Here is a 20414-nt window from a genome sequence, read left to right on the forward strand (position 1 = left end):
CGCTACGCCCGGCCGGCCCGCGTGAAGCGCACCGGCAGCTGCGCGAGCCCGCGCAGTTGGAACGTCGGCGGCTTCCAGGTGAGGTCCTCGTACGGCACCGCGAGCGCCAGATCCGGGCACCGTTCGAGCAGGGCCCGCAGCGCGATGGCGCTCTCCATCCGGGCCAGCGGGGCGCCGACGCAGTGGTGGACGCCGTGCCCGAAGGCGAGATGGGCGCGCACCTCACGCACCTCGCGCTCCAGACTGAACCGCTCCGCGTCGGGGAACTGCCTGGCGTCCCGCCCGACGGCCGCCATGCCGATCAGCACCACCTCGCCCGCCGGGATCTCGGTGTCGCCCACCCGCACCGGCTCGGTCGTGTACCGGTACGCGGACACCTCCACGGGACCGTCGAACCGCAGGACCTCCTCCACGGCCGTGTCGAGGAGCGACCAGTCGGACCGCAGCAGGGCGAGCTGGTCAGGGTTGCGCAGCAGGGCGAGCGCCCCGCTGGAGATGACGTTGGCGGTGGACTCGTGCCCGCCGACCAGCAGCAGGAACGCCATCCCGAGGAGTTCCTCGGGGGAGAGCCGGTCGCCGTCGTCCTGCACGGCCCGCGCCATCGCGCCGAGGAGATCCTCGCCGCCCTCCTTCCGCTTGGTCTCCACCAGCGCGTACAGGTAGGCGCCCATCGCCTCCTGCGCCGCGTCGCCCCGCTCGGGGGTCGGCGGCGCCGACAGGTCGCTCGACCACTGGTGGAAGTCGGAGCGGTCCCCCTCGGGGACGCCCAGCAGTTCGCAGATGACGGACATCGGCAGCGGCAGCGCGTACGACTCCACCAGGTCCACCTCGCCCGCGGCGGGCAGCGCGTCGAGCAGGTCGTGCGCGATCCGCTCCACCCGAGGGCGCATCGACCGCACCCGGCGCAGCGTGAACTCCCGCGCGATGAACTTCCGCAGCCGGGTGTGGTCCGGCGGGTCCACCTGCATCAGGGTCTTGCCCACCACATTGCGGCCGAGGTTCTCCCAGGCCTTGAGATGGCGGATGTCGTTGCTCAGCCGGGGATCGGCGAAGGCGGCCCGCGCCGCCTCGTAGTCGGTGATCAGCCAGCAGTCACGCCCGTCAAGGACGCGGGCCCGGTGCACCGGACCCCGCGCGCGCAGCTCGGCGAAGAGCGGATAGGGGTCGGCGGTGTAACTCGGGTCCGCTCCGGTGAGATCGGCTACCAGGCCCTCGGTCATGACAGCTCCAGGGGGGTCCGAACGGCGATGGGCACACAGGCGCGGCAGGCGCCCAGTCCGAGACCGTAGGCGGCGCCGCTCGACCCCCGCTCGCGCCCTGCTCACCCGCCGTCCGCCCACCGGCAGGCCCGCGCGCGGGCGGCCCGGGAGGGGGCGGGGCGGCGGATGCCGACGCACCGGCAGGTCCGCGCGCGGGCGGCGCGGGAGGGGGCGAGGCGGCGGATGTTGACGCACCGGCAGGTCCGTGCGCGGGCGGCTCGGGAGGGGGGGCGGGGCGGCGGATGTTGACGCACCGGCAGGCCCGCGCGCGGGCGGCCCGGGAGGGGGCAAGACGGCCGATGCCGACGCACCGGCTCGCCCCGCGCCGGCGGCTCGACGGGGATAATGAACCGCATGCCGTCGCTCTCCACGCGCACCCTCAACCGGACCCTGCTGCAACGCCAGTTGCTCCTCGACCGGGTGACCTGGCCGGTCGCCGACGTGGTCGGACGGCTGGTCGCGATGCAGGGGCAGGAACCCGACGCGCCCTACGTGGGCCTGTGGACGCGGGTGACCGGCTTCCGGCACGACGCGCTGTCGACGTCGCTGCGCGAGCGCCGGATCGTGCGCGGCGCCCATCTGCGCACCACCCAGCACCTCGCGCTCGCCGACGACTTCCGCTGGCTGCGCCCGCTGCTCCAACCCCGCCTCGACCGCGCCCCGATGGCCGGCCTGCGGCGCGAGATCGACGGCGTCGACCTCGCCGAACTCGCGGCCGTGGCCCGCCGGACGCTGGCCGGAAAGACCCTGACCAGGCGGGAGTTGGGCGTGCTGCTCGCGGAGCACTTCCCCGACCGGCGGCCGGGCCCCCTCGCCGTCTCGGCGCACTTCCTGGTGGCGATGGTGCACCCGCCGCCCAGCGGACTGTGGGGGCGGCGCGGTCCCGTGCCGTGCGCGCTCGCGGAGGACTGGATCGGGCGCGACCTCGAACAGGCGCCGTCGGTGGCCACGTTGGTGACGCGGTACCTGGCCGCGTTCGGGCCCGCCGACGTGAAGGACGTCCAGGCGTGGTCGGGGCTGACCCGGCTGCGGGAGGTCGTCGAGGAGCTGCGGCCCCGGCTGCGGGTCCACCGCGACGAGCACGGCAGGGAGCTGTTCGACCTGCCGGAGGCCGAGCCCGCAGACCCCGAACTCCCGGCGCCGGTACGGTTCCTGCCCGCCTTCGACAACCTGCTCCTCGGCCACGCCGACCGCGGCCGGGTGATCGCCGACGCGCACCGCAAGCTGGTCTGCCCCGGACAGGCGACGGTACGGCCGACGTTCCTCGTCGACGGCTTCGTCAGCGGTGTCTGGGCGCACCGGGAAGGCCAGTTGCTGGTCTCCCCGTTCCGTGAACTGCCCGGCGGTGACCTCGACGAGGTGACCCGGGAGGCGGGGCGGCTGGCCGCGTTCCTGGCCGAGGACGGCACCCCGCCGACCGTCAGGTTCGACAACGCCCTCGTCTCAGGCGGACGGTGACAGGTGCCGCCGCAGGTCGAAGCCGGGGCGGGCGACGTCGTCGGGGGCCGGGCCCGCTCCGCCCGCGGCCAGCAGCCTGCGGGTGATCAGGTGGTCGGCCGACCGGTTCACCGACTCGGCGCCCACCAGGCGCCCGGCGCGGAAGCAGAACACGGTGAACCGCCCCTCGGCCGGTGAACCGGCGACGACCTCGCGGTCGTGCTGCCCGGTGAGGCCGGCCATCTGCACCCGCACCCCGCACTGCTCGGTCCAGAACCAGGGCACGGCGGTGTAGGGCCGGCGCGTCCCGGTGAGCGCGGCGGCCACACAGGCGGCCTGCTCGGTGGCGTTCTGCACCGATTCGAGCCGCACCGGCCGTGCCGCGTGCGGGGTGGGGAAGCGCGCGCAGTCCCCGATGGCGTAGACGTTGCGGTCCCCGGTGCGCAGCCACCGGTCCACCACGACGCCGTTGCCCGTGGTCAGGCCCGCCTGCGCCGCGAGCCCGGTGTTCGGCAGCACCCCGATGCCGACCACCACCACGTCGGCGGCCAGACGGGTGCCGTCGTTCAGCTCGGCGACCCGGACCCGGCCCCGCTCACCGCGCAGCGCCACCAGCTCCCGGTCCAGCAGGACGCGGGTGCCCTCGGCCCGGTGCAGCTCCGCCAGATGGGCGGAGAGCGTCCCGGTCACCGCACGGCCCATCAGCCGCGGGCCCGCCTCCACCACGGTCACCCGCAGCCCCAGACCCCGCGCGGCGGAGGCCACCTCCAGGCCGATGAAGCCCCCGCCCACCACCAGGACGTCCCCGCCGGCACCGAGCGCCCGCCGCAGCTCCCGCGCGTCCCGCAGGCTCCGCAGCGCGAACACGCCGTCGAGGTCCGCGCCCGGCACGCTCAGCCGCCGCGGACGCGCCCCGGTGGCCAGGACGAGCGTGCCGTAGGCGATCCGCCCGCCCGACGCGAGCCGCACCCGGTCGCTGTCGCGGTCGATCTCGACGACCGGGTCCCCGAGGACCGCGGTGACGTCCTGCCGGGCGAAGAAGCCCTCCGGCCGCAGCCACAGCTCCTCGGTCCCGACCCGCCCGGTCAAGTACCCCTTCGACAGCGGCGGTCGGGCGTACGGCGGCTCGCTCTCCGCGCCGACGAGGATCACCGGCCGGGAGTGGCCCGCCGCCCGCAGGGCCGCCGCCGTCTCCAGCGCGGCGTGGCCGGCGCCCACCACGACGACCGGTCCCGTGTCCCTCATGTCTGGGTCGGCGGGAGGTGCACGACCAGCCCGTCGATGGCCTCCGAGACGGGCAGCTGGCAGCTGAGCCGGCTGGTGGGCCGGCGCTCGGACGCCGTCCCGTACAGCACGTCGTCCTCGGCCTCGTGCATCTCGGGCAGCGGCAGCGTGTTGCCCTCGTCGACGTAGACGTGGCAGGTGCCGCACTGGGCCGACCCGCCGCACTGGGCCACGATGCCCTCGACGCCGTTGAGTTTCGCGCCGCGCATCACCGTGTTGGGGGCCGTCACCTCGACGACCGTCTCGGTGCCGTCGGGATGCTTGTACGTGATCTTGGCCATGGTGCCCTCCTCGTGGCAGCCCGGGTGACCGGTTGCGCGGGTCACTGTGACGGCCGCCGCTGGGAGCGGGGTGGAGCAGCCCTCGAAGCGCCCGGTCGCCCCGGTCGCCCCGGTCGCGCCCGGCGGGACCCGGCCCGCCGCCCCGCCGCTGTTCCAGGGTGGTTCGAGCCGCACCGGCGACCCTGGGCAGATCCTGATCCGAACGGGAGGTATGAGGTGGCAACCAACTGGCCCGGCACCGGTACGGCGCGGGTTCCCCGTGAGTTCCCCACCCCGCGCCCGCGCTGGTCGGCTCAGCCGTTCGACGACCGCCCGGCCGTCCCCGGCACCGAGTACACGACCCTCGACGTGCCGCGCGACCACACGGACCCGGCGGGCGACCGCGTCACGCTCGCCGTCAGCAGGCTGCGCGCCGCCGACCCCGCGCGCCGCCGGGGCGTCCTGCTCGCCGTCAACGGCGGGCCGGGCGGCGACGGCGGCCTCGGCACGTCCCTGCCGGCGCGGTTCGCGCGGACCGCGCTCCACCAGGTCTACGACCTGATCGGCTTCGACCCGCGCGGCACCGGCGCCTCGACACCGCTGTACGCCGAGGTCCACACCCCCACCGCGCCGTTCGACTCCCGGCCGCCCGACGCGGTGTTCCCGCAGCTCGCGGAGGACATGCGGCAGCGGGAACTGGCCTGCGAGCGGGGCGGGGGAGCGCTGCGCCGGCACATCAGCACCCGCAACACCGCCCGGGACATGGACCTGATCCGCCGGGCCCTCGGCGAGAGCCGGATCACCTTCGTCGGCTACGCCTACGGCGCCTACGTCGGAGCCGTCTACGGCAGCATGTTCCCGGCCCACCTGGACCGCAGCGTGCTCGACTCCTGCGTCGGACCCCGGTGGAGCTGGCGCGAGCAGTTCCTGTGGCAGGGCGACGCCGTCCACCGCAACGTCAATCAGTGGGCCCGCTGGACCGGGCAGCGGCACACCGTCTTCGGCCTCGGCCGCGGCCGGGGCCAGGTCCTCACGGCCGTCGAGCGGGCCGCCGCCCTGCTGGAGGACCAGCCGGGCGGCGTCCGGCTGCGCACCCTCCTCGACGGCGCGGTCGGCACCCGCTCGGCCGACCGCGCCCGCTGGGCCGAACTCGCCCGGGTCGTCGGCGCGTTGCTGGCCGTCGCGGCGCCCGGCGGCGCGGGACCGCGGGCCTGCGAGGAACTGCTCGCCGAGCAGAGCACCTGGCGGCCCGCGGACAGCGAGGGCACCCGCCGCATCGGCGTCCTCGAGGCGGTGACCCTGGAGCACGAGTGGCCCGCCGACCTGGAGGTCTACTACACCGACATGCGGGACTTCCGCAAGCGGTTCCCCTACGGCTACGGGGTGCTGCGGGCGCAGCCGTGGGTCGGGGCGTTCCGCACCTTCGAGCCGGCCGAGCCGCCGACCGTGCTGCGCCGCGACGGCTATCCGCGGGGCCTGGTCGTGCAGGCCGACGGCGACCCGATGGACCACTACGCGGGCGGCGTCGCCATGGCGGAGCTGCTGGGCCACCGGCTGCTGACCGTCACGGACTCGGGGGAGCACGAGATCTACGTGCTCGGCGCCAACCCGCGCGTCGACGAGGTCGTGCACCGGTACCTGGTGGACGGGGTGCTGCCCGCCGAGGACACCACCTGCCGGGGTGCGGCGGCCCGCCCCGACATTCCCGCCGACGCCCTCTGAAGCGCGCGGACGGCTCCGTCCCGAGGCGGCCTCGGGGCGGAGCCGTCCGTACGATCGGACGCGTTCACCAGGTGACCGGCAGCTCCCACAGGCTGTAGATGACCGCGCCCTCCTTGCGCGGGATGCTGGCGAAGGGCTTGGCGAGCCGCAGCGTCGGGATGCGCTGGAACAGCTTGCTCCACACGATCTCCAGCTCCAGACGGGCCAGGTCGGCGCCGATGCAGTGGTGCACCCCGTGGCCGAAGCCGAGGTGCTTGCGGCTGCCCCGGGTGATGTCGAGCCGGTCGGGGTCGGGGAAGACCTCGGGGTCCCGGTTGGCGGCGAGCCCCAGGCAGAGGATGCCGTCGCCCTTCCGGATCAGGGTGCCGCCGACCTCGATGTCGGCGAGGGCCACCCGGGGCACGGCGGTGTCGCCGATGGTGGCGAACCTGATGAGTTCCTCGACGGCGGGCTTCACCAGCGTGGGATCGGAGCGCAGCAGCTCCAGCTGGTCGGGGTGTTCCAGGAGGCAGGCGGTGCCCAGCGAGATCTGGCTCGCGGTGGTCTCGTGCCCGCCGTTCATCAGCAGCCTGACCATGTTGAACAGGTCCCGGTCCGTGTACTCCTCGCCCGACGCCTCGTAGTCCGCCATGGCCCGGCTGAGCAGGTCCTCACCCGGCTCCCGGCGCTTGGCCAGGATCAGGTCGCTGATGTACGCGTTGACCTCCAGGATCGCCGCCTGCCGTTCCTCGGTGCTGCTGTGCCCGCCGAGCAGGGCCGTGCCGTGCTTGATGAAGAAGTCGTGCCGGTCCTGCGGGATGCCGAGGAGTTCACAGATCACGGTCATCGGGACGGCGAGCGAGAAGACCCGGTGCATGTCCACCGGCGGTGTCAGCGCCAGCATGGCGTCGAGGTGGGTGTCGACGATCTCCTCGACGCGCGGCCGCAGCCGCTGCACCTGGCGGTGGGTGAAGGTGAGCGCGGCCTTGCGGCGGGTGCGGACGTGCGCGTCGCCGTCGTAGCCGATGAAGGACGTCTCGGTGCGGTACTCGGGCGGGGCGACGAAGTAGAACGGGAAGTTCGCGTGCTTGCGGGAGGCGCTCACCCGCGGGTCGGTGAGGAGCTGCCTGATCGTCTCGTATCCGGTGACCGCCCAGATCCGCAGCCCCGAGCCGCGCAGCTCGACCTGGGAGACGTCCCGTTCGGTCATCGCGGCGTACTCGGGTGGCGCGCTGAAGGGGCACTTGCGCTGGTAGGGGAAGGTCTTGTCGTCCGGCGCGGGGCCGGCCTCGGTCTCGGTCGAAGTCGTCACGGGTGTTTCCCTCCTGATGGCATGGCGTCAACGCAGGGTGCGGAAGAAGGCGCGCAGCTCCTCGACGAGCGCGTCGCCCTGTTCGAGGGCCGGGAAGTGGCCGCCGGCCGGGTGGTCCGTCCAGCGGCGCAGATCGGTGAACCTGGCCGCGATCCACGGGCGCGGCATCCGGCCGTCCTTCGGGAAGTTGGAGACCGCGGTCGGTACCCGGACCGGGGCGAGGGCCAGCCGGTTCTGGCTCTCCCAGTAGATGCGGGCGGAGGACGCCGCCGTCGCGCGGAACCAGCCCACCGAGACGGCGTCGAGGAGCCGGTCGCGGGGGATGGCCTTGTCCAGGTCGCCGTCGTGGTCGCTCCACGCCCAGTACTTCTCGGCCATCCACGCCAACTGCCCGGCGGGCGAGTCGGTCAGGGCGTACCCGAGGGTCTGCGGGCGGGTGCTCTGGAGCACCGAGTAGCCGCCCTCCTGCTGCTGGAACCGCTTCATCGCGGCCAGCCCCGCCAGGTCGCGTCCGTCCAGCGCGACCTGCTCCTCGGGCGGTCGCGCGAACGGCATCGTCAGATGGATGCCGGCCAGTCCCTCGGGGTCCGTCTCGGCCAGGGCGGCGGTGACGAACGACCCCCAGTCGACGCCGTGCGCGCCGTAGCGCCGGTAGCCGAGCCGGGCCGGCAGGGTCGCCCAGGCGGCCGCGATCCGCTCCACCGGCCAGCCGTCGCCCGACGGTTTGCCGCTGAAGCCGTGTCCGGGCAGCGACGGGCAGATGACGTGGAAGGCGTCCGCCGGGTCGGGCGGGTCGGTGAGCGGCCCGATGATGTCGAGGAACTCCACGACCGAGCCGGGCCAGCCGTGGCTGACCAGCAGCGGCAGGGCGCCCGGGTGCGGTGAGCGGGCGTGCAGGAAGTGGACGGCCACCCCGTCGACGTCGGTGCGGAACTGTTCGACGGCGTTCAGCCGGGCCTCGGTCGCCCGCCAGTCGTAGTGCCGCGCCCAGTACCCGGCGAGGTCCTTCGCGTAGGCGAGGGGCATCCCCTGCGACCAGTCGTCGACCGTCTCGGCGTCGGGCCAGCGGGTGCGGGCGAGGCGCCGCCGCAGATCGTCGAGGCGTTCCTCGGGGACGCGCACCCGGTACGGGGTGAGGGGCGAGTTCATACAAGCTCCTTTCCGACCGCCCGGAACGCTCCGGACGGACCGTCCCCCAAGGTCGCGCGCCCCTGTCGAACGGGGCTCGAGTCCGCGTGCAGCGGGGGCGCGGGGATGGGTGGCCAGGCCGGGGCCGGGCGGAGGGACCGCCGTCCCGTCACCCCCGCCGTCCGTCCCCTCCGGAAGACGGGGCCGGGGCCGTCGCGCGGACCGTGGACCACAGGTCGCGCATGGACGTGTCGACGTCGTGGCGTGGACGCCAGCCGAGCAGCCGGCGGGCGCGGGTGTGGTCGACCTGGATCCAGTCGGCGCCCGCGCTGCGTCCCGCCGCGTCGCCCTGGCGTCGTCTGATCGCGTCCGGCGTCAGCCCTCCCGCTCTGACCAGGGCGTCGACCAGCTCGCTCAGATGGCGCGCCGCGCCCGAGCCGATGTTCAGCAGCGGGTCGCCCGCCGTGCTCTCCGCCGCCAGGACGACGGCCCACGAGGCGTCCCTGACGTCGACGTAGTCCCGTCGCGCGTCGGCCAGCGCCACTTCGACCCCGGCGCCCTCCGTGTCGTCGCGCAGCCGGGCGGCGAGCGAGCCGAAGAGGCTGTCGGGGGCCGGGTACGGGCCGATCGTGTTCGTCACCCGCAGCACCACGGCGTCCAGGCCCTCGGCGCCGACCGCGGCCAGCACCGAGCGCGAGGCGGTGAGTTTGGCCCGCGCGTACAGGGTCTGCGGCCGGGGCGGCACCCGCTCGTCGAGCGGCGTGCCGTGCGGCACGGGACCGTACTCGTGGATGGTGCCCAGCTGCACCAGGCGCGGCGGGTCGTCGAGGCCGCGCAGCGCGTCGAGCAGCCGCTCCACGAGCCCCACGTTGGTGCGGCCCATCTCGGCCTCGGTGCGGCCCCAGCCGAGGGTCGCGTTGACGACCGTGCCGACCCCCTCGGCGGCCAGCACGGCGGCGAGTTCACCCGGCGTGCACCCGGCGGCGTCCAGCGGCACGAACCGGTGGGCGCCCACCGCGGGCGAGGGCCGCCTGGCGACCGCCACCACCCGGCGCCCCCGGGCCGCGAACGCGGCGCAGACGTGGCGGCCCACGCAGCCGGTGCCGCCGAGGACCGCCACGGCACCCGACGCCGTCGGCCCGCTCATGCCGGCCGGTCGGCGCGGTCGGCCCGCGCCGCGCCGACGGCGGCCTCGCCCGCGTCGAGGGCCAGGCACTCCTCGTACCGGGGCAGCACGCCCGCGGCCTCGGCCCGCGCCAGCGAGGGGGCGGCCCGGTCCCGCCCGGAGAGGACGAACTCCGTGTCCTTGGGCCAGGCCACGCCGAGCGCCGGGTCGAACGGGTCGACGGCCAGCTCGCGTTCGGCCCGGTACTCCGTGCTGACCAGGTAGGACATCACGGTGTCGTCCTCCAGGGCGAGGAAGGCGTGCCCGACGCCCACCGGGAGGTAGGTGGCCCGGAAGGAGCGGGCGTCCAGCTCGACGACGTCCCACCGGCCGAAGGTCGGGGAGCCCACCCGGATGTCCACCACGACGTCCATCGCCCGCCCCCGCGCGCAGTGCACGTACTTGGTCTGCCCCGGCGGGGTCGTCGTGAAGTGGATACCGCGCAGCACCCCGCGCGCCGACCTGCTGTGGTTGGTCTGCGCCACGGTGAGGTCGTGGCCGACGGCGGCCACGAACGCGGTGTGCTGGAGCGGCGAGACGAAGGTGCCGCGCTCGTCGCTGTACACCTCGGGCGTGAACGAGAAGGCGCCCGTCACGGCGAGCGCGCGGGTCCGCATCCCGGTCACCGCCCGTCGACGACGTCGAGGGCGGGCAGCGGGAAGACCAGCTTCCCCCCGCCGGCCAGGAACTCCCGCTCCCGCTCGATGAATCCGTCGCGGTAGATCCACGGCAGGACCAGCAACTGGTCGGGCCCGAGCGCCTTGGCCTCCGCCTCGGAGACGATCGGTATCCCGGTGCCCGGGGTGAGGCAGCCGGCCTTCTCCTCGCTGGGCTCGCCGACGCACACCAGGTCGTCCCGGCTCAGCCCGCAGTACTGGAGGATCACGTTGCCCTTGGTCGACGCGCCGTAGCCGACGGTCAGCCGGCCCGCCTTGCGGGAGTCGTCGAGGAACTCCCGCAGCGTGTCCCGGGACCGCGCGGCGCGCTCCGCGAACCGCAGGAACGGAGCGGGACCGTCGAGCCCGAGCGCCGCCTCCCTGGCCCGGATCGCGGCCAGGCCCGCCTCGTCCACCCGGTGCCTGGTGGGGGTCCTGGCGAGCGTGACGTCCAGGCTGCCGCCGTACACGTCGGTCAGCTCCGCCCTGATGACGGTCAGCCCGACCTGTCCTGCCATCCACTCGATCTGCCGCAGGCTGTAGTACGCCAGGTGCTCGTGGCAGACCACGTCGTAGGCGGTGGCCTCCAGCATCGACGGCAGATAGCTCTGCTCGGTCACCCACACCCCGTCGTCGTCCAGGATGTCGCGCACGTCCCGCATGAACTCCAGGGGCCGCGGCAGGTCGTAGAACATCGCGATCGAGGTGACGGCCTTGGCCCGGCGCGCGCCGAACCGCTCGGTGAACGCGTCCTTGGAGAAGAACGACGTCACCAACTCCGCCCGCGGCGGGTACAGATGGCGGAACTTCCCGCCGACCGGGTCCACCCCCACAAGATCTGGCCCTTCGGCCGGGTACTGCCGCAGCAGGGTGGAGTCGTTGCTGCCGATGTCCACCACCAGGTCACCCGGGCCGGGCGCGACCAGCCTCATGACGGCGTCCACCTTGCCCGCCAGGTGGCGGATCATGAAGGGGCGGATGCCCGAGCGGTAGCCGTAGCCCTCGCCGTACATCAGGCCGAAGTCGGCGACGTGCCGCAGCTGCACGAGGCCGCAGCCGTCCGGCGCGCACTGCACGAGTTCGAGCGGCACGACGGGGACGGTCTCCTCGCGTGACCGGGGAAAGACACCCGTCAGGGCCTGTGGACCGAGGTCCAGCACGGGCAGCAGCGTGCGGTTGCCGCAGACGCGGCAGCGATCGATGACCACTCGTCCTCCTGGTGGTGACAGCGTGGTGCCGGTGTGGCGGCAGCGCCTTCTTCTCCCGGTCGGCTCCGCGGCAGCCGGTGAGCCGAGACGCTCCCACGGGCGCCTAGAGAATCCGTCGACTCGCCCCCGCACGCCCGCCCTTCGGCGGCCGAGGACCGTACGACCGGATCTCCAGACGCCGCTCCTACGGTGAGCGCCACGGGAGGCCGACGGCTCCTTCCGGAAGGGACACCGGCATGAGTGATCTGACCGAGACCGCCACCGGGACCGGAGCACCGGCCGGCACCCGCACCGGCGTCCCCGGGCCGCGCGCGGACACCGACTCGCCCGCGCGGTTCAGGCGTTCCGCGCGCGCCGTCGGCTCCGGCGCCGGGATGGCCACGGCGGAGTTCGCCGGCTGGCTGGCCGAACGCGCCGCGGCCCACCCGTTCCGGGTCCGCCCGATCGCCTTCGACGACCTGGAGGGCTGGTCCTTCGACCGGGCCACGGGCAACCTCGCCCACCGCAGCGGCCGCTTCTTCACCGTACGCGGACTGCGGGTGCGCACGGGCGAGGGAGCGGCCACCCGGGAGTGGCAGCAGCCGATCATCGACCAGCCGGAGGTCGGCATCCTCGGCATCCTGGCCAAGGAGTTCGACGGCGTACTGCACTTCCTGATGCAGGCCAAGATGGAGCCGGGCAACCCCGGACTCGTCCAGCTCTCGCCGACCGTCCAGGCCACCCGCAGCAACTTCACCCAGGCGCACGGCGGCGCGGCCGTCAAGTACCTGACGTACTTCACCGGCGGCCGGCGGTCCCGGGTCCTCGCCGACGTCCTCCAGTCCGAACACGGCTCGTGGTTCCTGCGCAAGGCCAACCGGAACGTCATCGTGGAGACCACCGAGGACGTACCGCCCGACCCGGACTTCTGCTGGCTGACCCTGGGCCAGCTCGGCGAACTCCTGCTCCGGGACAACGTGGTGAACATGGACGCGCGCACCGTACTGGCCTGCGCGCCGCACCTGCGGGCCGACCCCGAGGCGCTCACCTCCGACACCGAACTCCTCTCCTGGGTCACCACGGAGAAGGCCAGGCACCAGGTGCGGGCCGAGCCGGTGCCGCTGGCCCGCACCGAGGGATGGGTGCGGACCGCGTCGGACATCCACCGCCCCGACGGCCGGTTCTTCCGGGTGGTGGCCGTCCGCGCGGAGGCCGCCAACCGCGAAGTGCCGGGCTGGACCCAGCCGTTGTTCGAGCCGGTCGGCACCGGCGTGACGGCCTTCCTGGCCGGCCGCTTCGACGGGGTGCCGCATCTGCTGGCGCACGCCCGCACCGAGGGCGGCTTCCTGGAGACGGCCGAACTGGGCCCCACCGTGCAGTGCGTCCCCGACAACTACCGCGGCGACGCGGAGCACCCGGCGCCGCGCTTCCTCGACGCGGTGCTCGGCGCCGACCCCGCCGACCTCCGCTACGCGGCCCTGCACGCGGAGGAGGGCGGCCGGTTCAGGAACGCGGTCAGCCGCCACCTCATCGTGCGCGTCGACGCCGTCGCCGCCGGACTCGCGACCCCGCCGGCCGGCTACCGCTGGGTCACCCCGGGACAGCTCAACTGGCTCGCCCGGCACAGCCGTTACGTGAACGTGCAGGCCCGGTCGCTGCTCGCGGCCCTCAACACCGGGGCGGTACGGCTGTGACCGGGCCGCTGCGGATCGGGGTCATGGGGTGCGCCGACATCGCCCGGCGCAGAATGCTCCCCGCGATGGCCCGCGCGCCGCTGACCGAGGTCGTCGCGGTGGCCGGCCGCGACCCCGCCCGCACGAGGGAACTCGCCGCCGTCCACGGCTGCCGCCCGGTCGACGGCTACGCGGCGCTCCTCGCCGACGACGAGGTCGAGGCGGTGTACGTGCCGCTGCCCGCGTCCCTGCACGCCGAGTGGGCGGAGGCGGCGCTGCGGTCGGGCCGGCACGTGCTGGTGGAGAAGCCGGCGGCGCTGCGCCGCGAGTCGGTGCGGCGGCTGGTGGAGCTGGCGAGCGGCAGCGGGCTGGCCCTGATGGAGAACGTCATGTTCGTCCACCACGGCAGGCACGCCGTCGTCCGCAGGCTCCTCGCCGACCGGGCCATCGGTGAACTGCGCCATTTCGAGGCGCACTTCACGGTCCCGCGGCGCGCCGAGGACGACATCCGCAGACGGCCCGAGCTGGGCGGTGGCGCCCTGTGGGACACCGGGGTGTATCCGCTGCGCGCCGCCCGGCACTTCCTCGGCTCCGGCCTGCGGGTGGTGGGCGCCTCGCTTGTGCGGGGCCCGGGACACCGGGTCGACTCGTCGGGTGCGGCGCTGCTCGTCGCGCCGGACGGCACCGGCGCGCACCTCTCCTTCGGCCTCGACCACGCCTACCGCAGCGGGTACGCCCTGTGGGGGACGGGCGGCAGCATCACCGTGGACCGCGCCTTCACGCCGGGAGCCGACCTCTGGACGGAGATCAGGATCGACGACGGCTCGGGGCCGCGGGTCCTGCGGCAGCCGCCCGAGGACCAGGCGTACACCACCGTGATGGCGTTCGCGGCGGCGGCGCGGGCCGGCGGCACACCCGACGGGATCTGCCAGGAACAGGCCCGGCTGCTCGACGACGTCCGCGCGGCGGCGGCCCGCGCCTGACCGCCCGAGCGGCCCGAAAGGGGGCCGGGCCAGCGGGACGGGCGAGAGGCGGGCCAGCGGGACGGGTGAGGGGCGGGACCCGGCCGGGTCCCGCCCCCATCGCCGTCGCGGAGCCTCAGTGGGCGGGCTGCGAGACGTCGTCCGAGGCGGGCTCCGCCTCCTCGTCCGCCTTCGCGGCGGGCCGCAGCGAGGGCAGCGCGCACATGAGCAGGAACGCCAGCGCCATGCCGGCCATCACCCACCAGAGGGTGTTGATGAAGGCGTCGACGAAGGCGGCGCCGCTGGCCTGGTCGGCCTTGGAGGCGTCGTCGACGACGGCGAAGTAGGCCACCGAGGCCAGTCCGAGGCCGATCGCCATGCCCATCTGGTTGACGGTGTTGGTCAGTCCCGAGGCGGAGCCGGCGTTCTGGAACGGCACGTCGGAGAGGACCGCGCTCATCAGAGGAGCCATGATCATGCCAAGAGCCCAGCCGGCGACGACCAGCACCGGCGCCAGCTCCCAGGTGGTCGTGCTGGTCCCCTGGTGGTCGGCGACCCAGTAGTAGCCGTACAGCCCGACGATCATCAGCAGGGCGCCCGCCTGGAGCACGGCCCGCCCGAACTTCGGCATCAGCACCCGCATCGCCACATTGGTCGACAGCGCCATCGTGGCGCCGAACAGCAGGCTCGTCAGCGCGGCGTGGATCGCGCTCCAGCCGAGCCCGATCTGCATGTACAGGGCGCCGGTGAGCGAGAAGAGACCGAACGTGGTGCCGAAGGTGAGCTGGACGGCGATACCGGCCGCGAAGCTCTTGATCCTGAACAGCGACAGCTCCACGAGCGGGGTGCGCTCGGCGCGGATCCTGGCCCGCTGGTGCAGCACGAAGACGACGAAGGTGGGCACGCTCAGCGCCATCGCCACGAAGCTCCAGGCCGGCCAGCCCGCCTCCCTGCCCTGCGTGAGCGGGAAGACCAGCAGCAGCAGGCCGAGCGAGGCCAGGGCGACCCCGACCAGGTCCAGACGGACCGCGTGCGGCGCCTTCGACTCGGTCAGATAGCGCTGGCCGAGGATCAGACCGGCGATCCCGATCGGCAGGTTGATCAGGAAGATCGGCCGCCAGCCGAGGCCCAGCAGGTCCCACTCGACGAGCAGCGCGCCGATCACGGGACCGGAGACCGCGCCGATGCCGCTGATCGCGCCGAACAGCCCGTAGACCCGCCCGCTCTCCTCGGGCTTGAAGGTGACCTGGATGATCGACAGCACCTGCGGCACCATCATCGCGGCCATCAGGCCCTGGAGGATCCGCGCCCCGATCAGCATCTCGGGGCCCGCGGCCAGACCCGAGAGGGCGGACGCGGCGGTGAAGCCCAGCATGGAGAGCTGGAAGACCCGCTTGCGGCCCCAGATGTCACCGAGCCGGCCGCCGGTGATCAGACCCACCGCGAACGCGAGGGTGTAACCACCCGTGATCCACTGGATCGCGCTGTACGAAGCGTCGATGTCCCGCTGGATGGTGGGGATCGCGACATTGACGATGGTCGCGTCGACCAGGTCGAGCAGGGACGCGGTCAGTACCACCGCCAGCGCTATCCAGCGGCGCCGGTCATCGGCGGAGGCCGGCGGAGCCTCCTGTACAGGATTCATGGTCCTCGCTCCTGGATTTCTCGTGGGTAGGGGGGTCCGTCGATCCCGCGGACGCTCCGACGCTAGACCCCATATAGGTCAGGAGACGTCCGTGTTCGCGCCGCCCTCCGCAGCCCCGGTGGAGCCGTCGACGGACTGGCTGGCCCGCGCCCCCAGATCGCGCATGTAGGCCACAAGGGCGGGCGGTTCGTGCACGTCAAACGGACAGCCGATGCTCACCAAACGGAACGCGAGCCACCCCAGGGAGTCCGCCTGCGTGCGCAGCAGACACCGGCCGCCCGGCAGCTCCTCCAACTCGTCGCCTGTCCCCACGAGACGGTCCTCGACCTCGCCCGCCGGGGCGTGCAGGGTGGCCACGGCCCGGTACAGCGGCGCCAGTCCGGAGAGCTGCCGGGTCACGTACGCGGCGGCGTCCTCGACCGGCAGGTACCGCACCGGACCGCGCACCCCCGTCGGCCGCGGACCGCGGATGCGGTCGACCCGGAACGTCCGCCAGTCCTCCCGTTCGTTGTCGTAGGCCACCAGGTACCAGCGCCGCCCGGTCGGCACCAACCGGTGCGGTTCCACCAGCCGTTGGGTCTCCTGCGGCCGGCCCGGCTCCCGCCCAGGGGCGCCGTACGCCGTCCGGTAGCCGAACCGCAACTGCTCCCGCCCGGCCACCGCGGCGGCCAGCACGGTCAGATGCTCGACGGCGATCCCCGGGGCGTGGCCGGGCAGCGGCACCGTCGCGGCGCCCAGCGCGCTGACCCGCTGCCGCAGCCGCGACGGCAGGACCTGCTCCAGCTTCGCCAGCGCCCGCACGGCGGCCTCCTCGATGCCGTCCACCGCGTGGGCCGCGGTGCGCAGCCCGACGGTGATCGCGACCGCCTCGTCGTCGTCCAGCAGCAGCGGCGGCATGGCGGCGCCCGCGACCAGCCGGTAGCCGCCCACCGCGCCCCGGGTGGCGTGCACCGGGTACCCGAGGTCGCGCAGCCGGTCTATGTCCCGGCGGATGGTGCGCGGGCTGACGGCGAGCCGCTCGGCGAGTTCGCTGCCGGGCCACTCGCGCGGGGTCTGCAACAGGGACAGCAACTTCAGTAATCGCGCTGAGGTCTCGCTCATGGCGTCCAGGATCCCAGCTGTCCGGTGGCCGGACGGCGGCCCGTCCGTCGCGGCGGCGCCGACGGCGTCCGGGCCACGGGATCACGCTCCCCAGGCGACCGGCAGCGACGTCAGGGTGTGGTTGATCTCCCCGACGTGCCAGGGCAGTTCAGCCTCCGCGACGGCGAGCCGCAGCTCCGGCAGCCGGCTCACCAGGCCGGTCAGCGCGATCTCCATCTCCATCCGGCCCAGGTGCTTGCCGAGGCAGTGGTGGATGCCGTGGCCGAAGGAGAGGTGCGGGTTGTGGGCGCGGCCCACGTCGAGCCGGTCCGGGTCCTCGAAGACGGTCCCGTCCCGGTTCGCGGAGGCCAGCGACAGCAGGACGGCGTCGCCCGCCGCGATCCGCACCCCGCCGATCTCCAGGTCCTCGGCCGCGATGCGCGGGAAACCGGAGGTGTCGGTGGCGAACAGGTTGACGTGCCGCAGGAGTTCGTCCACCGCCGTCGGGATCCGCGCGGGCCGCGCGACCAGCGTCTCCCACTGGTCCCGGTGCCGGCCGATCAGCGCGAGCACCGAGTTGGCGAGCTGGTTGGCGGTGGTGTCGAAACCGGCGCCGATCAGCGTGAAGCCGAACGTCACCAACTCCGGTTCGCTGAGCCGGTCGCCCTGGTCGCGGGCGGTGATCAGCTCCGACAGCATGTCGTCCGAGGGACTGCTGCGCTTCCGCGCGATCAGCCCGACGATGTACTCGCTCAGCTTCGCGAGCCCCTCCAACGACGCCTCGCCGCCCGCCCGGTCGTCCACGGTGGCGAAGGCGCGGGCCCACCGCTCGAACTGCCGCAGATCCTCCGGCGGCACACCGAGCAGCTCACCGATCACGGTCAGCGGGAACGGCAGCGTGAGCTGCGGGACGAGGTCCGCGGGCGACCCCTTGGCCTCGATGTCGTCGAGCAGCCCGTCGAGCACCGACTGCACCCGGGGGCGCAGCCGCTCCACCCGGCGCTGGGTGAAGGCGCCCGCCACCAGCTTGCGCAGCCGGGAGTGCTCGGGCGAGTCCATCGAGATGATCATCTCGGGGGTGGTGTACATGGTGCCGCCGATCCGGGGCGCGGCCGGGCCGCAGGCCAGGGCGCGGCTGAGCCGGGGGTCGGCCTGCGCCGCCCGCACGTCCTCGTACCGGGTGACGAGCCAGGCGTCCACCCCGCCCGCCGTCCGTACGCGGGTGACCGGCTCCTCGGTCCGCCAGCGGGCGTACCGGGGGTCGGGGCCCCGGTAGGAGGAGCCGTCGAAGGGGAAGGTCTCGGGGTCTTGGGTCGAGGGCACGGTCGGGGCACCTCCGCTGGCGCCGGCTGCCGACGGGCAGGCGGCTGAGGACGTCGAAGAGGGCGTTGCGGACCCGGTCACGACGGGTTGTGGATCTTGTCGGCCCAGTGCGGCGAGTCATGGGTGACCCGGCGCGAGCGCGTGAACCACTCGCCGTCCTGCCGGACGAGGACGTCCTCGACCGTCGTGGTCGGCTCGAAGCTCACCTTCCCCGAGGCGTCCGTCATGCTGACCATCGCCTGGTAGGACACCTTCAGCAGGTCGTCGGAGTGGGGCTGCGGCTCGATCCGCATCCGGTCGAACCAGTACCGGTAGACGATCCCGTCGTAGTACGCCACGTCCTGGGCCCGCGCCGCACGCGCCGACACCTCCCCGACCAGCGGCTTCTCCGGGTCTCCCCGGCGGGCCCGCATCTCGGTGAGCAGGGCGCTCCTGCCCTCGATCCGCCACCCGTTGGGCACATGCTCGATGGAGCCGTCCTCGGTCATGGTCTCCAGGAACTCCTCCAGCCGCCGCTCCTCCAGCAACGGCATCTGCCGGGCGTAGAACTGAAGGACGTCGACGTAGAGTTCCGCGTCGACCCGCCGGGTGCGCTGCGGTGCGTGCATCACTGCTCTCCTCATGGTCTCGGACGGACACGGGCCGGCCTCGGCCGGCGCCCCCACCCTGGCGCGGCCCGCTGGACCTCACCTGGAACCCGGCTCGGGCCGCGCGCTCACTCCGCGGGGCCCGCCAGGACCGCCGCGTAGTTCTTCCTGGCCGCCGTGTCGTACTGGAGCGCCACATGGCTCGTCGCCGCCGTGATGTCCCGCCACAGCCGTTGCAGCGGATGCCGGGCGCCGAGCCCCGCGGTGCCCGCCGCGGCGACCAGCAGTCCCGCGGCCTCCCTGACCGACTCCGCGGCGAAGGTCGCGTTGCGCTCGTTGCGCGCCATGGGGGCGGGGGTGAACAGCCGTCCGTCCAGGACCCGGGTGTTCTCCTCGACGAGGCGCAGCGCGGCGTCGACCCGGCCCGAGGCGCGCACCAGGGCCGACTCGTTGGCCGTGGTGCGCCGCCTGCCGGTGAGCAGCGCGGCGAACGCGGCCAGCGCGCCGGTGCCCGCGCCGAGCACGGGCGCGATGAAGGTGAGCCCGCCGACCGCCTGGAACGGCACGTTGTGGGAGGGGACCGTCGAGTGCGGGTTGCGGCCGGTCATCATGTCGCCCCGCCCGAACGACAGATGGCCGGGGACGGTGGCGGACTCCACCACCACGGTGTGGCTCGCGGTGGCCCGCATCCCGACGCTGTCCCAGTCGGCCCGCACCTGGCAGGCGCCCCGGGGCAGCGCGAAGAACCGCAGCGCGGGCGGCCCGTCCCCCGACTCGACGGCCGCGCACAGCAGCACCCAGTCCGCGAAGTCGATCCCGCTGACGTAACTCCACCGCCCCCGCAGCCGCCAGCCGTCCCCGGCCGGCTCGGCACGGCCGCCGGGCATCAGACCGGTGGCGATCACGACGTCCTGCCCGCCCTCCCACAGCGCCCGCTGCCCCTCCTGCGGAAGGTGGCAGGCGAACCGCGCCGAGTAGGCGCTGAGCGAGGCGCACCACGCGGTCGCCGGACACGCCTGGCCCAACGCGACCACCGCGCGGGTGAGTTCGGCGAACGAGCCCTCCGCGCCACCCCACCTGGCGGCCACGAAATGCCGGGCGAACCCCGCCTCGCGCAGCCCCTCGACGACCTCGGGCGCGAGCGCGCCCGCCCGGTCCGCGGCCTGCGCCTGCTGGGCGGCGAGTGCGCACAACTTCTCGACGGGAAGGGCCGGTCCGGCCGTCCCTGGAGTCTCCTCGTGCATGGTGTGCCTTCCTGTCGGCCTGCCGGGTCAGAGGGCGTCGGAGAAGCGGGCCAGCGTCTCGCCGGGGCTGGGGCCGTCCAGCGCGCGGTGGATGTTCCACGCGCCGTCGCCGTGCCGGTGCAGCTTGACGTGCGCCAGGTCGACGCGGGTGCGCCCGTCGCCTGCCGGGGTGAAGTCGACCTCGATCTCGCTGGCCCGGTCGTCGTCGGGGACCGACTGCCAGTGGCCGTCGATGCGCCAGGTCATGGCGAGCCGGTGCGGCGGGTCCCACTCCAGGACGCGCCCCCAGGCGATCTCGTTGCCGTCGATGTCCCACTCGTAGTAGCGGCCCCCCACGAGGGGTTCGAAGGCCAGGCCCGCCCGCTCCTTCTTCACCAGGACGTGCGAGGGCGGCCACCAGTCCGCCGGGCGCTCGGTGAACACCTCGAAGCAGTGCTCCACGGACGCGGCGACGACGACCGACTTCCTGACGTCGGGGATCTCTTCGGGCATCGGACACTCCTCGGCTGGG

Annotated in this window: 18 protein-coding genes; 4 read left to right on the forward strand and 14 right to left on the reverse strand. The window is 74.0% G+C overall.

Annotated features, from left to right (window positions below; all coding sequences use genetic code 11):
- Positions 1-2: 2 nt before the first annotated feature.
- Positions 3-1220: a cytochrome P450 family protein gene (locus DDJ31_RS30625; protein ID WP_127177156.1), complete on the reverse strand. Its 1218-nt coding sequence runs from the start codon at positions 1218-1220 to the stop codon at positions 3-5.
- Positions 1221-1613: 393 nt separating this feature from the next.
- Between DDJ31_RS30625 and DDJ31_RS30630 the strand changes: the two genes are divergently transcribed.
- The gene (locus tag DDJ31_RS30630) at positions 1614-2717 is read left to right on the forward strand and encodes a winged helix DNA-binding domain-containing protein (RefSeq protein WP_240678021.1); all 1104 of its coding nucleotides are present in this window, start codon (positions 1614-1616) and stop codon (positions 2715-2717) included.
- Here the strand turns inward: DDJ31_RS30630 and DDJ31_RS30635 are convergent.
- Positions 2703-3941, reverse strand: coding sequence for an NAD(P)/FAD-dependent oxidoreductase (locus DDJ31_RS30635; RefSeq protein ID WP_127177154.1), 1239 nt, complete (start codon positions 3939-3941; stop codon positions 2703-2705). The genes DDJ31_RS30630 and DDJ31_RS30635 overlap by 15 nt on opposite strands.
- Positions 3938-4261 carry a 2Fe-2S iron-sulfur cluster-binding protein gene (locus tag DDJ31_RS30640; protein ID WP_127177153.1) on the reverse strand — a complete coding sequence of 108 codons (324 nt, stop codon included), beginning with the start codon at positions 4259-4261 and terminating at the stop codon, positions 3938-3940. Before DDJ31_RS30640 ends, DDJ31_RS30635 begins: the two co-directional genes overlap by 4 nt.
- Before the next feature lie 216 nt (positions 4262-4477).
- Here DDJ31_RS30640 and DDJ31_RS30645 point away from each other — a divergent pair, with 216 nt between their 5' ends.
- Positions 4478-5962, forward strand: coding sequence for an alpha/beta fold hydrolase (locus tag DDJ31_RS30645; protein WP_240678020.1), 1485 nt, complete (start codon positions 4478-4480; stop codon positions 5960-5962).
- 64 nt (positions 5963-6026) lie between these two features.
- On the opposite strand, the gene DDJ31_RS30650 is transcribed toward DDJ31_RS30645, so the two are convergent.
- From DDJ31_RS30650 to DDJ31_RS30670, 5 genes are all read right to left on the reverse strand, one after another.
- Positions 6027-7253, reverse strand: coding sequence for a cytochrome P450 (locus tag DDJ31_RS30650; protein WP_127177151.1), 1227 nt, complete (start codon positions 7251-7253; stop codon positions 6027-6029).
- A gap of 27 nt (positions 7254-7280) precedes the next feature.
- Positions 7281-8402, reverse strand: a complete 1122-nt coding sequence (locus tag DDJ31_RS30655) for an epoxide hydrolase family protein (RefSeq protein ID WP_127177150.1) — start codon at positions 8400-8402, stop codon at positions 7281-7283.
- A 148-nt stretch (positions 8403-8550) separates the two neighbouring features.
- Entirely contained in the window at positions 8551-9528 is a 978-nt protein-coding gene (locus DDJ31_RS30660) for an NAD-dependent epimerase/dehydratase family protein (RefSeq protein ID WP_127177149.1), read from the reverse strand.
- Positions 9525-10163 (reverse strand): dTDP-4-dehydrorhamnose 3,5-epimerase family protein, encoded by a 639-nt coding sequence (locus tag DDJ31_RS30665; protein ID WP_127177148.1) that lies wholly within the window; start codon positions 10161-10163, stop codon positions 9525-9527. Before DDJ31_RS30665 ends, DDJ31_RS30660 begins: the two co-directional genes overlap by 4 nt.
- 5 nt (positions 10164-10168) lie before the next feature.
- Positions 10169-11410 carry a class I SAM-dependent methyltransferase gene (locus DDJ31_RS30670; protein WP_127177147.1) on the reverse strand — a complete coding sequence of 414 codons (1242 nt, stop codon included), beginning with the start codon at positions 11408-11410 and terminating at the stop codon, positions 10169-10171.
- A 236-nt stretch (positions 11411-11646) separates the two neighbouring features.
- Here DDJ31_RS30670 and DDJ31_RS30675 point away from each other — a divergent pair, with 236 nt between their 5' ends.
- Both DDJ31_RS30675 and DDJ31_RS30680 read left to right on the forward strand, forming a co-directional pair.
- Complete coding sequence (locus DDJ31_RS30675; RefSeq protein WP_127177146.1) at positions 11647-13083, forward strand: NDP-hexose 2,3-dehydratase family protein; 1437 nt, start codon at positions 11647-11649, stop codon at positions 13081-13083.
- On the forward strand, positions 13080-14045 hold the full coding sequence (locus tag DDJ31_RS30680; RefSeq protein ID WP_240678019.1) for a Gfo/Idh/MocA family protein: 966 nt from the start codon (positions 13080-13082) through the stop codon (positions 14043-14045). The genes DDJ31_RS30675 and DDJ31_RS30680 overlap by 4 nt, the downstream gene beginning before the upstream one ends.
- Positions 14046-14160: 115 nt before the next feature.
- Here the strand turns inward: DDJ31_RS30680 and DDJ31_RS30685 are convergent, their stop codons facing one another.
- The 6 genes from DDJ31_RS30685 to DDJ31_RS30710 form a co-directional block, all read right to left on the reverse strand.
- Positions 14161-15669 (reverse strand): MFS transporter, encoded by a 1509-nt coding sequence (locus DDJ31_RS30685; protein ID WP_127177145.1) that lies wholly within the window; start codon positions 15667-15669, stop codon positions 14161-14163.
- A 78-nt stretch (positions 15670-15747) separates the two neighbouring features.
- Positions 15748-16770, reverse strand: a complete 1023-nt coding sequence (locus tag DDJ31_RS30690; protein ID WP_127177144.1) for a helix-turn-helix transcriptional regulator — start codon at positions 16768-16770, stop codon at positions 15748-15750.
- A gap of 81 nt (positions 16771-16851) precedes the next feature.
- A complete protein-coding gene (locus DDJ31_RS30695) occupies positions 16852-18072 on the reverse strand; it encodes a cytochrome P450 (protein WP_127177143.1) in 1221 nt (406 codons plus the stop codon).
- 77 nt (positions 18073-18149) lie between these two features.
- Positions 18150-18680 carry a nuclear transport factor 2 family protein gene (locus tag DDJ31_RS30700; RefSeq protein WP_127177142.1) on the reverse strand — a complete coding sequence of 177 codons (531 nt, stop codon included), beginning with the start codon at positions 18678-18680 and terminating at the stop codon, positions 18150-18152.
- Positions 18681-18787: 107 nt separating this feature from the next.
- Positions 18788-19903: an acyl-CoA dehydrogenase family protein gene (locus tag DDJ31_RS30705; protein WP_127177141.1), complete on the reverse strand. Its 1116-nt coding sequence runs from the start codon at positions 19901-19903 to the stop codon at positions 18788-18790.
- Positions 19904-19930: 27 nt separating this feature from the next.
- Positions 19931-20395, reverse strand: coding sequence for an SRPBCC family protein (locus DDJ31_RS30710; protein ID WP_127177140.1), 465 nt, complete (start codon positions 20393-20395; stop codon positions 19931-19933).
- Positions 20396-20414: the final 19 nt, after the last annotated feature.

Origin of the sequence: Streptomyces griseoviridis (assembly GCF_005222485.1) — a bacterium.
Classification (GTDB): domain Bacteria; phylum Actinomycetota; class Actinomycetes; order Streptomycetales; family Streptomycetaceae; genus Streptomyces; species Streptomyces hintoniae.

Coding starts and splice junctions, on each gene's coding strand:
- DDJ31_RS30625 (WP_127177156.1), bottom strand. CDS start 1,220: ATGACCGAGGGCCTGGTAGCCGATCTCACCGGAGCGGACCCGAGTTAC.
- DDJ31_RS30630 (WP_240678021.1), top strand. CDS start 1,614: ATGCCGTCGCTCTCCACGCGCACCCTCAACCGGACCCTGCTGCAACGC.
- DDJ31_RS30635 (WP_127177154.1), bottom strand. CDS start 3,941: ATGAGGGACACGGGACCGGTCGTCGTGGTGGGCGCCGGCCACGCCGCG.
- DDJ31_RS30640 (WP_127177153.1), bottom strand. CDS start 4,261: ATGGCCAAGATCACGTACAAGCATCCCGACGGCACCGAGACGGTCGTC.
- DDJ31_RS30655 (WP_127177150.1), bottom strand. CDS start 8,402: ATGAACTCGCCCCTCACCCCGTACCGGGTGCGCGTCCCCGAGGAACGC.
- DDJ31_RS30660 (WP_127177149.1), bottom strand. CDS start 9,528: ATGAGCGGGCCGACGGCGTCGGGTGCCGTGGCGGTCCTCGGCGGCACC.
- DDJ31_RS30665 (WP_127177148.1), bottom strand. CDS start 10,163: ATGCGGACCCGCGCGCTCGCCGTGACGGGCGCCTTCTCGTTCACGCCC.
- DDJ31_RS30675 (WP_127177146.1), top strand. CDS start 11,647: ATGAGTGATCTGACCGAGACCGCCACCGGGACCGGAGCACCGGCCGGC.
- DDJ31_RS30685 (WP_127177145.1), bottom strand. CDS start 15,669: ATGAATCCTGTACAGGAGGCTCCGCCGGCCTCCGCCGATGACCGGCGC.
- DDJ31_RS30690 (WP_127177144.1), bottom strand. CDS start 16,770: ATGAGCGAGACCTCAGCGCGATTACTGAAGTTGCTGTCCCTGTTGCAG.
- DDJ31_RS30700 (WP_127177142.1), bottom strand. CDS start 18,680: ATGCACGCACCGCAGCGCACCCGGCGGGTCGACGCGGAACTCTACGTC.
- DDJ31_RS30705 (WP_127177141.1), bottom strand. CDS start 19,903: ATGCACGAGGAGACTCCAGGGACGGCCGGACCGGCCCTTCCCGTCGAG.
- DDJ31_RS30710 (WP_127177140.1), bottom strand. CDS start 20,395: ATGCCCGAAGAGATCCCCGACGTCAGGAAGTCGGTCGTCGTCGCCGCG.